General features: G+C 54.0%; 13 protein-coding genes and 1 pseudogene. 13 read left to right on the top strand and 1 reads right to left on the bottom strand.

All coding sequences use genetic code 11. The features are described 5' to 3' along the window. Nucleotides 1-21: 21 nt before the first annotated feature. The 13 genes and pseudogenes from AC5JQH_RS23655 to AC5JQH_RS23715 all read left to right on the top strand — a co-directional run bounded on the left by AC5JQH_RS23655 (nucleotide 22) and on the right by AC5JQH_RS23715 (nucleotide 10881). Entirely contained in the window at nucleotides 22-474 is a 453-nt protein-coding gene (locus AC5JQH_RS23655) for a DUF6194 family protein (RefSeq protein ID WP_156478841.1), read from the top strand. 99 nt (nucleotides 475-573) lie between these two features. Then, nucleotides 574-939 carry a glyoxalase superfamily protein gene (locus AC5JQH_RS23660; protein WP_493806211.1) on the top strand — a complete coding sequence of 122 codons (366 nt, stop codon included), beginning with the start codon at nucleotides 574-576 and terminating at the stop codon, nucleotides 937-939. Nucleotides 940-1056: 117 nt separating this feature from the next. Next, nucleotides 1057-1554 (top strand): DUF3291 domain-containing protein, encoded by a 498-nt coding sequence (locus tag AC5JQH_RS23665; RefSeq protein ID WP_493806212.1) that lies wholly within the window; start codon nucleotides 1057-1059, stop codon nucleotides 1552-1554. A 97-nt stretch (nucleotides 1555-1651) separates the two neighbouring features. Continuing rightward, nucleotides 1652-2329 carry a class I SAM-dependent methyltransferase gene (locus tag AC5JQH_RS23670; RefSeq protein ID WP_161385328.1) on the top strand — a complete coding sequence of 226 codons (678 nt, stop codon included), beginning with the start codon at nucleotides 1652-1654 and terminating at the stop codon, nucleotides 2327-2329. Between the two features lie 132 nt (nucleotides 2330-2461). Further along, the gene (locus tag AC5JQH_RS23675) at nucleotides 2462-4033 is read left to right on the top strand and encodes a transposase (RefSeq protein WP_493806213.1); all 1572 of its coding nucleotides are present in this window, start codon (nucleotides 2462-2464) and stop codon (nucleotides 4031-4033) included. Between the two features lie 208 nt (nucleotides 4034-4241). Beyond that, the gene (locus AC5JQH_RS23680) at nucleotides 4242-4667 is read left to right on the top strand and encodes a hypothetical protein (protein ID WP_493806214.1); all 426 of its coding nucleotides are present in this window, start codon (nucleotides 4242-4244) and stop codon (nucleotides 4665-4667) included. A 79-nt stretch (nucleotides 4668-4746) separates the two neighbouring features. Next, complete coding sequence (locus AC5JQH_RS23685) at nucleotides 4747-5019, top strand: hypothetical protein (RefSeq protein WP_286893498.1); 273 nt, start codon at nucleotides 4747-4749, stop codon at nucleotides 5017-5019. A gap of 541 nt (nucleotides 5020-5560) precedes the next feature. Continuing rightward, a complete protein-coding gene (gene ltrA, locus AC5JQH_RS23690; protein WP_053113004.1) occupies nucleotides 5561-6886 on the top strand; it encodes a group II intron reverse transcriptase/maturase in 1326 nt (441 codons plus the stop codon). 118 nt (nucleotides 6887-7004) lie between these two features. Then, entirely contained in the window at nucleotides 7005-7835 is an 831-nt protein-coding gene (locus AC5JQH_RS23695; protein ID WP_474544776.1) for an alpha/beta fold hydrolase, read from the top strand. A gap of 92 nt (nucleotides 7836-7927) precedes the next feature. Further along, nucleotides 7928-8254 (top strand): hypothetical protein, encoded by a 327-nt coding sequence (locus AC5JQH_RS23700; protein ID WP_493792065.1) that lies wholly within the window; start codon nucleotides 7928-7930, stop codon nucleotides 8252-8254. A 106-nt stretch (nucleotides 8255-8360) separates the two neighbouring features. Then, nucleotides 8361-8858, top strand: coding sequence for an alpha/beta fold hydrolase (locus tag AC5JQH_RS23705; protein ID WP_493806215.1), 498 nt, complete (start codon nucleotides 8361-8363; stop codon nucleotides 8856-8858). A 31-nt stretch (nucleotides 8859-8889) separates the two neighbouring features. Continuing rightward, nucleotides 8890-10460, top strand: a pseudogene (locus tag AC5JQH_RS23710) (IS3 family transposase). A gap of 112 nt (nucleotides 10461-10572) precedes the next feature. After that, the gene (locus AC5JQH_RS23715; protein WP_345799795.1) at nucleotides 10573-10881 is read left to right on the top strand and encodes an antibiotic biosynthesis monooxygenase family protein; all 309 of its coding nucleotides are present in this window, start codon (nucleotides 10573-10575) and stop codon (nucleotides 10879-10881) included. 218 nt (nucleotides 10882-11099) lie between these two features. Here AC5JQH_RS23715 and AC5JQH_RS23720 read toward each other — a convergent pair whose 3' ends face one another. Continuing rightward, nucleotides 11100-12047, bottom strand: coding sequence for a LysR family transcriptional regulator (locus AC5JQH_RS23720; RefSeq protein ID WP_375193792.1), 948 nt, complete (start codon nucleotides 12045-12047; stop codon nucleotides 11100-11102). Nucleotides 12048-12086: the final 39 nt, after the last annotated feature.

Here is a 12086-nt window from a genome sequence, read left to right on the forward strand (position 1 = left end):
GTTATGACTAAGGAAAGTAACGTGCAGAAAAAGGAAGTTTCGGAGTACATACTTGATCAATATCGGGGAGTAGTGGCGGTCGATGCTTGGGGTGAGCAGTCGTTTTTCTACAATCCTGACCGGCGACTACCTCGAGGCATATATTTTGCGACGCTCAAGGACAAGGATGGGGAAAATGACAAGGGGTCGAATCTCGACCGTGAGGGAGTGTTCCGCTTTAATTTCGGAATAGGTAAGTCGTCCTATAAGGAGATCTTGGGCAATATACCTGCCAGGCCCGCAGCGGGTGGGGTGGTGAATACGGGTCACAACTTCACCGAGCTAAATAAGGTTTTACCGCACCCGGTGTACGGATGGATGTCTTGGGTATGCGTTCTCAATCCTGACAAAGCCATGATCCAAAAGTTGGAACCTTTGCTGAATGAGTCCTATGACCTTGCGGTCAAGAAATATGCTAAACGCGTCAAGTCATAACCAGACAGTCAACCGGACGCCAAAAGCGTGGCCGCTTTTGGTTCCCTCCGCTGCGCTCCGGCGCCGGTTACTTTAGCGTTATGTGTAAGGAGAGCATGGATGCGATTTCAAGCCATTCCAATCATCCGAATCTTCGATGAGACCAAGGCCAAGGAGTTCTACCTGGATTTCCTCGGTATGTCGCTCGATTGGGAACATCGCTTTGAGCCGGGATTTCCTATCTACATACAGGTCTCTCGAGATGGGTTGGTTTTCCACCTCAGTGAACACTCGGGAGACTGTACCCCCGGTTCCAAAACGTTCGTGAATACTGATGAGCTTGAAGCCCTGCACCGCGAAATTAGTTCACGAGGTTACAAATATTCTCGGCCAGAGATTACGACTGCGCCTTGGGGTGATAGGGTGTTCGAAGTGGTAGATCCGTTCTCAAACAGAATTTTGTTCAATGAACGCACAACCACATAACCAGTCATTCCAGTTCGTTACGGCCCTGATGGGCCTCCACCGGACGGCCTTTTCTTCGCTTCGCTACGCAAAGGCCGCCGCTGAATAATGGCGTTAAGTGTTTTCAGGGAGGAAACTGTGAGTAAGTATCATATTGCACAACTCAACATTGCCACGCTATTGGCGCCGATAGATTCGCCGCAGCTTTCGGATTTTGTCGCGAATCTCGATCGGATCAATGCGTTGGCAGATGACTCCCCTGGTTTTGTCTGGCGGCTACAAACCGAAGACGGTGATGCTACCGGCATTGATTATTTCGGCTCCGATAAGATCGTGAATCTCTCCGTCTGGGAATCGGTCGAGACTCTGCACAATTATGTTTATCGGTCTGCTCACGTCGAGATAATGCGCCGCAAGAAAGAGTGGTTCCAGAAAATGGGCGAGGCATACATGGTGCTCTGGTGGGTGCCTGTCGGCCACATCCCGTCAATCGAGGAGGCGGCGCAAAAGCTGAACGTTTTGCGAGAAAGTGGCCCAACTGAGGAGGCTTTCACATTCAAAAAAGCATTCCCAGCTCCTGGCGAACTCGCCACTGGGCGAACCGAAACTTGGGGTGGTGTATGTCCAGCCACTTAACAAATCAATCAAGTTCGTTCCGGCCTGCGGCCTCCACCGGACGCCCCTGTCGGGCCGCCGCTTATTTCAGCGTTATACAGACTAAGGAGAGTCAGATTTGAAGTTAACCAATGTAGTCCCGTGGGGCCGATCTTTTGAAGAGTATCAGGCGATGTTCGGATTATCCGAGAGTGACCTGAACAAGCGTATCCTTGGTTGCGGTGATGGCCCCGCAAGCTTCAATGTAGAGGCAACAGGCCGTGGGTGCCAAGTCACTTCCTGTGATCCGGTTTACCAGTTTCAGGTCAACGAAATACGTCGCCGGATTGATGAAGTGTACCCGGAAATCATGACTAAGATGCGGCAGGACGCAGACAAGTATATTTGGGAGTCACTGAGTAGCGTCGAGCATCTTGGCGAGATCCGTATGAATGCCATGTCGAGGTTCCTAAGCGACTTTGAGGCGGGTTGTCAGCAAGGGCGTTATGTATCAGCGTCTTTGCCTTCGCTGCCGTTTTCCGACTCTGAGTTCGATTTGGCACTCTGCTCCCACTATCTTTTTCTCTACAGCGACCATGTGGATGGGGCAACTCACTTCGCATCAATGCGGGAGCTATGTAGAGTGGCGACCGAAGTCCGTGTCTTTCCTGTTGTATCCTTAGACGGAGAGGTCTCGAAGCATTTGGATCAGGTAATGACCGCATTATCTGCCGATGGGATTGATGTCTCATTGCAGCCTGTTAGTTACCGGTTTCAAAAAGGTGCTACTGAGATGTTGGTGGTAAAGTCCGTATAACCAGTGGCTGTTGGCGGACGCGCCTACGCTGCGCTCCGGCACGCCGCAAAGCCAAGCGTTGAGGCTGTAGAAAAACCCCGAAATCCCCCTCGGTTTTGGTAGCATCAGGCAAACGGACAAGGAGTCGTCGGCATGCCCCGCTTTAAGCATTACAACTACGACCAGGACGCCATGGTCGTGATCAACTACCAGGAACAGCTTCAACCCGGCACCTTTGAACACGCGGTGCACTACCTGATCGAACACAAGCTGGACCTGTCAGTTTTCCATCCCAAATACCGCAATGAAGACACTGGCCGGCTGGCCTACGATCCGGCCATCTTGCTCAAGATCATCCTGTTCGCCTACTCCAAGGGCATCACCTCCAGCCGCGAGATGCAGTGGTGCTGCGAGACCAACATCATCTTCAAGGCCCTGTCCTGCGATACCGTTCCGCATTTCACCACCCTGGCCAAGTTCGTCAGCAGTCACTCGGATGAGATCGAAGAGCTGTTCGAGCAGGTGCTGCTGGTGTGCCACGACCAGGGCCTACTGGGTAACGAACTCTTCGCCATCGACGGCTGCAAGATGCCCTCGAACGCGGCCAAGGAATGGTCTGGCACCTTCAAGGAACTGGGAGAGAAACGAGAGAAGTTGCGACGACTGATCCGTCACCACTTGAAGGAACATTACGAGCGTGACGAGACGGAGACCGAAGCTGAACTGGATCGGGATATTCGCCGTGCAAACACCATCCTCTCGCTGGATGAAGCCATGAACAAAGTGGACCGCTTCCTAAAGACGAACCGCCCAAGGATGGGCCGGGGGAAGCGGAGCAAGGAAGTGAAGAGCAACCTGACTGACAACGAAAGCGCCAAGATGACCACCAGCAAGGGCACGATCCAGGGCTATAACGGTGTGGCCACGGTGGACAGGAAACACCAGGTGATCATCGATGCCCAGGCCTTTGGCGAAGGCCAGGAACACCACACTCTACAACCGGTCCTGGAAACGGTCGAAGCCCGTTTCAAAAAACTGGGCATTGCCGAGAGCATCTACCAGCAAGGCACTGTGATCACCGCCGACACCGGCTTCGCCAACGAAGCCAACATGAAGTACCTGCACGAACGGCAGATCAACGGCTACGTGCCAGACAACCGGTTCCGCAGTCGAGATCCGAAGTTCCAGAACCAGAAAGACAAATACGGCAAACGTCATCAGAAGCTGCCGGATACTGGCTGGAAGAAGACCATCCCGGCCAGTGAATTCCAGTTCGATCCGGTCACTATGACCTGTATCTGCCCAGCCGGGAAATCCTTGCATTACGAGGGCACGAGAACGGATCAGAATGGTGTGCCCCGGGCTCATTTCCAGGGCCGGTTACTCCAGTGTCGTCAGTGTTCCAGGAAACACCAGTGCATGCAGAACCCGGAATCTGCAAATCATCGCAAGGGCAAAGGACGGCAGGTCTCCTACACCCTGGAGCTAAAGCGCGGGCCCACTTACACCGACTGGATGAAGCAACGCGTCGACAGCCGGCAGGGCAAAGAGATCTACAGTCACCGCATGTCGGTGGTAGAACCGGTGTTCGGCAACATTGGCACGACCAAACGGCTGAACCGCTTCAGTCTGCGGGGCAAGAAGAAAGTACAGGGCCAGTGGCAGCTATACTGCCTGGTGCACAATATTGAGAAGCTGGCGAATTACGGGCAGTTGGCGGCGTGACACAAAGAGCAGAAGGCCGGAAACGTGGTCGCTGGTTGCCAGCAGGACTGACACTGACCCCATCAAATGGGCGAAACTGATGGCTGATCATCGGAATGGCGATAATCGACTAGCTGGTGGCCGCTACAAAAATTTTAGGAATCAGGCGCTGGGAACGACTCGGAATCGGGTTTTTCTACAGCCTCGTTAACTGACTAGGGAGAGCTAGGTGGAAATTTTAGTAGGGGGAGACAATAGTAAGTTTCATGTCAAAGAGCATACGATCCGAAAAAAGCGGGTTTCGTATGAGGAGCCCGATGAAGCAATTACGACTCCGCATTTCCAAGCGGTCGTAACGGACCGAAGGAAAAACAAAGATAAGCCGATTCTTTGCCGACTCAGATATGAAGACGAAAGAGGTAATTTTCTTGGCCTCGAGAACGAGATGTTCTTCGATGTCGATGACTCGGATGAAATGTACGTTGATATCCCTATTGATGTGCCTGACAGTGCGGCCCGAGCTATTGTGGTCGTATTGGAGCGGAGGCCTGATTCATTTATGGAGCGACATGAATTGCTAATCGCTTCTGTAGTTGTCGTTTTTCTATCAGCCTTAGTGGTTCTGGCGGCCAAAGGCCTTTTTGGGTGGCAGTAGCCGTCAGTTAACAAGAAAAGGCACCCGGACGCCTTCGGCGCCGATGCTTAAGGACGTTAAAGGCTAAAGGGAGTTCCCGGTGAACAAGGAAGATCTTTCTCCAGAAGACCAAGCCTACTACAAGCGTTTTGAGTTTAAGCCGTTACGAGTATTGCTGTATTTGCTGGCAGTGGTTTACTTGGTGTTTGTTTATGCGGTTGGTGGTGCCCAGTTTAGCGGAGGCTTTTTCAGCGGCTTGGTCGGAACCTTTGTTCTGATTCAGGGCATCGATCTCTCTCAAAGACGACTGATCGTCATTGGCGGGTTCCTGACAGTTGTGAGCGTCTTTCAGACAATATCGTCGGTGTTGTAGTGGCTACCGAGCGCTTACTGCAAAAGCCTTTAACAAATAGTTGTAGTACGTTTCGGGCCTCGCGGCCCTACACCGGACGCCCATTTCGCTGCGCTACATGGGCGCCGCTAAACAAGGGCGTGTGTGCCGGGCATGGCACAGAACTAGGGAGGTGAAAGTCCTCCTGCCAGGTGTTCGCAGAGCCGAAGGCTAGGAGAAGGGCAAGGGCGTCATCGCGAGGTGGGGTCTGAAGGAAGCCCAATCCAAAGCGGCGGGACGACGAACAGGAACCCGATACGAGGTGTGGTACATCCGGGGCGAGCGGGCACGTGACCGCGAAGCCCTCCTTCTGCGACTGGGGTGTACTTTATAAATCGGGCGTTCACGTCGTGAAAGCTCTGTGCCTTACCCCGGGAGGTCTGCCACGTGTGGACGGACCCACTGAGAGACGAGCGATCGTCTCTGATCGCGTGGCAGAAATCAGCAGAGGGCATAGTAGGTTCGCCCGTGAACCGAAGGCCCGAACAGAGACAGGAGTCGAGAGTCCGTGCAGGGAAACGGGATGGCATCCGCAAAGCAGCTAGCGCTGCCCCTGGAGTCTCCAGGGGATGAACCCGTTGCCGGAAACCGGGAAGGCTCGCACTCCGTTCAACCCTCACCGTGGATGGCGCGTGTGTTGAGCAGGGACAACCTCAATCGCGCCCTGAAACAGGTTCGACGTAACAAGGGAGCGCCGGGCATCGACGGCATGACCGTGGATGAGTTGCCGGATTATCTGCGCCAACACTGGCCCGAGATCCGGCAGCAACTGCTCCAGCAGACCTACCGACCAAAACCGGTCCGGCGGGTTACCATCCCCAAAGCCAACGGCGGTTCCCGCCCTCTGGGCATTCCAACGGTGCTGGATCGCTTTATCCAGCAAGCAATCGCTCAGGTTATCCAGCAGGACTGGGAACCGCGCTTCCACCCACACAGCTACGGCTTCCGTCCGGGACGCTCTGCGCATCAAGCGGTCCGATACGGACAGCGCTGCGCCCGGGAAGGTCGCAACTGGGTGGTGGATCTGGACCTGGAAGCCTTCTTTGACCGGGTAAACCATGATCGCCTGATGGCACGTCTGAAACGGCACACGCCGGACAGGCCGATGCTCAGGTTGATCAACCGGTACCTGAAGGCAGGTGTACAGATCGACAGCCGCAAAACACCAACACCCGAGGGCGTACCACAAGGCGGGCCACTATCTCCGGTGTTGGCGAATGTGATGCTGGATGAACTGGATTGGGAGCTGGAGCGGCGCAACCTGCGCTTCGCCCGCTACGCGGATGACTGCCAGATCTACGTGGGCAGTCACCGCGCAGGCGAGCGGGTGATGGTGAGTCTGACGCGCTTTATCGAGGACTCGCTGAGGCTCACAGTGAATACACGAAAGAGCGCGGTAGACCGGCCCTGGAAGCGCAGCTTCCTGGGCTTCACCCTCAGCCGGAAAGGGCAGCGATTGAAAGTGGCTGACAAAGCCATCACCAAGCTGAAAACCCAGATCCGGCTACTGAGCCGCCGAACACGGGGCCACTCACTGGCCCGGGTGATCGCAGATCTGAAAGAGACCCTGCTTGGTTGGAAAGCGTACTTCGACGCAGCCGAAGTACTGAGCCCGCTGCGGGACCTGGACAAGTGGATACGGCGGAGAATGAGAAGTTACGTGTGGAAGCAATGGGGCCGAAGGGGGTATCGTGAGCTGAGAAAGCGGGGTGTCCCGGTCAGATTGGCCTGGAACACCGCGAAATCAGCCCACGGCCCGTGGCGGCTGAGTCATTCGCCGGCCCTGCGGGAAGCCTTACCGGCCCGGTTGTTCCGGAGCTATGGACTGCCGGAACTGGCAGTGCGGTAACGGGTTGAATCAAGTCACTGAATCGCCGTGGTACGTGATCCGTATGCCCGGTGATGTGGGAGGAGGGGCATCGTGAGGTGCCTCCCTATCCCGATTATGTAGAAAAGGAGTTTGAGCATTGAGCAATTGGAAACTTTCAGAATCTTATGACTTTGACGGGCGGGAAGTTCGCTATGACCGGTTGGGCGAAGGCCCGCCAATGGTCCTTGTTCATGGAACTCCCTGGTCATCATTCAATCTGCGACATTTGATACAGCAACTGTCCAACAAGTACACGGTCTATTTTTTTGATTTGCTTGGCTATGGCCAATCTTGTACGGCGGAAGGCGACGTGTCGCTGGGTGTGCAGAATAACGTTTTGGATAGCTTGCTTACTCATTGGGAGCTGGAAGACCCAATTATTGTCGGTCATGACTTTGGTGGCGCTACCGCGCTCAGAGCTCATCTTCTCAATGAACAGTCTTTTAAGAAGATTATTCTGATTGATCCGGTCGCAGTCTCTCCTTGGGGCTCGCCATTTTTTCGCCATGTAAACAAGTATGAAGCTGCTTTTTCAGGGCTCCCAGACCATATTCACGAAGCTGTGGTCCGATCCTACGTGCAAACGGCTGCTTTCAAGCCACTTGGTGAGGCAACGCTAGAGGGAATCGTTTCGCCGTGGACTGGCGAGCAAGGCAAGACAGCTTTCTATCGTCAGATGGCGCAAGCAGACTCAAAATATACCGATGAGGTCCAGTCGCTTTATCCTCAAATTACTACACCTACCTTGATTCTTTGGGGACGGGAGGATAGCTGGATACCGCTGGACCGAGGAGAAAAGCTTCACGGCTTGATTCCAGGATCGGTTTTTCGCGTGATTGATGATGCAGGCCACCTCATTATTGAAGAGAAGCCTGATAAGGTGGTGCAGGAAATTTTGGATTTTTGTGCAGACTTCGAAACTACATAACCAGTCGCTCAAGTTCGTTCCCGGCCTTGCGGCCGTCCACCGGACGGCCCTGTCGGGCCGCCGCTTAGCTATTCGTTATGTGGGTATAGCCAATGCCGCTATCTGATTTGACAGAAGCTGAATTGAAGATAGTTCAGCGATGCTTGGATGCTGTCGCTGACGGTAAGTTCTTCGAGGATTGGGAGTTTCACACACTTTTCGGTGTTGATCGTAAAGTTGTTCGTCAGGTAGCAAAACAGTTCCCCCTCGTTGATGAGTTTGATGAAAGTGAGGGCGGGAATGATGACTCTTGGTTGGTAATCAACAATACCTTTGCCAACCTCCTGGGCTATCCGCATCGCAAAGATGCAGAGCTTGCCCAGTGGGTTTCAGCTTCAAAGGGCCAAGTGGAGGAGGTTTTCAGAAAATGGCGGGGATGAGTCCACATAACCAGTGCAGGCACGGCGACGCCTACTACATTGCGCCTTCGGCTCCATTCCGCAGGCGCGCATGCTGCAAGCGTTATGTAGAAAAGGAGTCTGATTGATGCGTGGATGGGAACTTTCTGAGTCTTATGACTATAAAGGACGGAACATTCATTATGGGCGGTTGGGTGAAGGCCCGCCAATGGTCCTTGCTCATGGAACGCCTTGGTCATCATTCAATCTGCGTCATTTGATCGAGCAGTTGTCCAGAGAGTACACAGTCTACTTTTTTGACTTGATGGGCTACGGCCAGTCGAGCAAGGATGAATGTGATGTTTCATTGGGTGTACAGAACAAAGTCCTAGATTGTTTGCTGAGCCACTGGGAACTCGACGATCCGATTATCGTTGGTCATGATTTCGGTGGTGCTACAGCGCTCAGAACTCACCTTCTAAATGGTCGGCGCTTTCAAAAGATCATTCTCATTGACCCAGTCGCTGTCTCTCCTTGGGGATCGCCCTTTTTCCGCCATGTAAATGCCCATGAAGCTGCGTTCTCAGGGTTGCCGGACTATATCCATGAAGCCGTTGTCCGTACCTACCCCCCTCTGTCAAGGTAGTTGGAACCCCACCCGATGTTAGACTCTGTAAATGAAGTGGGGCGAGACAGAGGTTTTCATGAAGTATTCACCGGAACGTCGCGAAGCCATCCTGCGCAAGTTACTGCCACCGAATAACCGGCCTGTTGCTGAAGTGGCGCAAGAGGAAGGCATTTCAGACGCGACCTTGTACAGCTGGCGAAACGAAGCCCGAAAGAATGGACAATTACTGCCAGATCACGGTTCGGATCCGGAAGGCTGGAGTTCGCGCGATAAGTTCAACGCCGTTCTTGAAACCGCCGCACTGAGTGAGTCCGAGCTGGGCGAATACTGTCGCAAACGTGGCATCTATCCTGAGCAAATTCGCCGGTGGCGTCAGAGCTGTGAAACGGCCAATGACCGTGATGAGCGGCTTGAGAAATGCTCCCGTGACGCGGTTAAGCAGGAGAAGAAACGCACTCGACAGCTTGAGCGCGAACTCCAACGCAAAGAAGCGGCACTCGCTGAAACGGCGGCCTTGCTGACACTGCGAAAAAAGGCCCGGGCGATCTGGGGGGACGAGGACGACTGACCAGCACCCTGGATCGCCAGCATGCTGTACAGCTGGTTGATGAGGCGCGCATAGATGGCGCGCGCCTGAAAAGCGCCTGTGCCGAGTTGGGTATTGGCACCAACACCTATCGCCGCTGGAAAGCCGGCGGTGAGGATGGCCGGCCCAGTGCGCTCAAACATACGCCGTCTCATGCACTGACTGCGATGGAGAAAGCGATGATCCTGGCCGTTTGCCACCAGTCCGATTATGCCAGCCTGCCACCGTCTCAGGTCGTGCCGTTGCTGATGGACGACCATGGCTGGTACATCGCCTCGGAATCATCCTTCTATCGCGTTCTGAGCGAACACAACGAGAACCACCGCCGGGGTGCCCGGCACTCTGGACGAGTCGGCCCGCCTCGGCGTCACGAGGCCACCAGACCGAACCAGGTCTGGTGTTGGGACGTTACCTATCTCAAGTCCACTGTCCGGGGCCGGTTCTTTTATCTGTACTTCATGCTCGACGTGTACAGCCGCAAAATCGTGGGCGCCGAAGTGTTCGACGCGGAGAACGCGGTCAACAGCGAAACCGTGCTGCGAAAAGCACTGCTCCGTGAGGGTTGTGTGAACAATCCGCCGGTGGTGCATTCAGACAACGGCAGCGCCATGAAGGGCGGCACTCTGCCGGCCACGTTCGAGACATTGGGTGTCACACCGTCCTACAGCCGACCGCGTGTGTCCAATGACAACGCTTATATCGAGTCGCTGTTCGGTACCACCAAACAGCGTCCGGAATACCCGCCTGAGGGCTTTGAGAGCCTTGATCTGGCCCGTGACTGGGTGAGCATGTTCATCCGCTGGTACAACAACGAGCATCGCCATAGCGCGATCCGTTATGTGACCCCGGCCCATCGCCATGAGGGCAAGGATGTTGACATCCTGGCGAGCCGAAAAATGACACTGCTCAAGGCCAAGGAAAAGAATCCCGGGCGTTGGTCCACCGGTATCCGAAACTGCGAACCGGTCGGAGCTGTGTGGCTGAACCCGCTGCCAGAAGAACAGACTGTTAAAGAGCAGTGTATGGCTCATTAGAGCCTAATTGAATCAGGTGCCAACTACCTTGACAGACGACGTAGTGACGCAGTCAAATTTCTGCAATGATAAAGCTCGCTGCCTAATTGCTCTTATTTGAGAAGGGGGTAAGGTGATTCGGGTAATTTACCGCTGGAAAGTAAAGGAAGATGACATCGCAAACTTCCAAGAGGTGTGGAGCCGCACCACGAATCACATACATGAGACTGTGGCGGGAGCGTTGGGAAGCTTTATGCTTCGTAGCCCAGAAGATCCGACTGAAATTCTGACAGTGGCAAAGTGGGATTCAGTAGAGAACTGGAAGACCTTCTGGGTGGCGGATAATCCGTCCGAGATGAAGGGAATGCGGGAGATAGCTCAGCGGATTTCCGTGACCGTATACGATGAAGTTGACGACTTTACGCGGAGTCACGCAGAGTAGCTCGGCGGGATCGTTTACGTGCCATATAATCAGTGGCTGTTGTCGGACGCAGCAACGCTGGCGCTTCGGTGCACCGCAAAGCCAAGGCGTTATCGCACCATCTGAATGTTCGCTTTGCGACCCCAGCGAAGAGCTCGAATTAGCAGTGCAACTGAAACAGAGATGCTTACAGGTGGACCCATTACCCGACTGTGGGTAGCTACGACCGGCTTTGAGTTCTAGTAATTGCTTAAACGGTGGGCATTTTGCTCTACGAGGTGAACAAGAAAATCTGCGACCGCTCGTATTCTTCTAGATTTGGTCAAGTCCGACTGTATAACCAGATAAATTGGTTGGTCGATTCCAAGGTCAGATTGTTCGCAGATCAAGCCAGCATTGGTAGCAACTAAGTGGGGCAATACCGCTAATCCTAAACCTGCCTTTGTGGCTGATATCTGCGAAGCAAGAGAAGTGGTAGTCATCACAGGCTCGCGCCCGCGCAGAATCCTTTCGACCCATTGTGCCGCAGGAAGATCAGCCTGCCTATCATTCCAGGTAATGAAATCAGCCCCATCAAAGGGGGCAGAATCGGGGTCAGAGCTCGCCTTGGGCGAATAACCGGGCCCCCGATATAGGCCATATCCTAAAATGCCAAGACGGCGCAGTGTCACGTTGCCGCGTTCTGGTCTCACCATTCTTAAAGCAAGATCCGCATCGCGACGGTGCAAGTTGAGAGTGTGGATATCCGTTATTAATTCAATTGTGACACCGGGATATTGCTCATGAAACGCCGGCAGAGCTGGCACAATCAGCTCATTCGCGAGGTTTTCGGCAGTGGCTAGTCGTACTTTGCCAGTTGGCTGCGCCTGGCCTGAATTTCCGTAAGAAAAAGCGGCTGCAGCTGTCTCCATCGCCTCGGCTCTATCGACCATGCCGGCGCCCTCTTCGGTCAGCAGATAGCCTGACTGCTGCCGGATAAATAGTGGCATTCCTAGCGCTTTTTCAAGCCGCTCAATCCGACGTGATAGCGTTGCAATGCCAAGGTTAAGGTCTAAGGCAGCCCCACTCAGCGTTCCCCGACGCGCAACGGCCAGAAACGCACGGGTATCATCCCAGACCCACTCTTGGTACTCGGCTTGTTTTCCGTTTTCAGAAACCAGGTTTCCATTATCTGCTCTTTTTTCCATAAACGGATAATGACACTCTGTTTTCTTTCAAAACAAGGA

This window comes from Marinobacter sp. H13 (assembly GCF_059072335.1).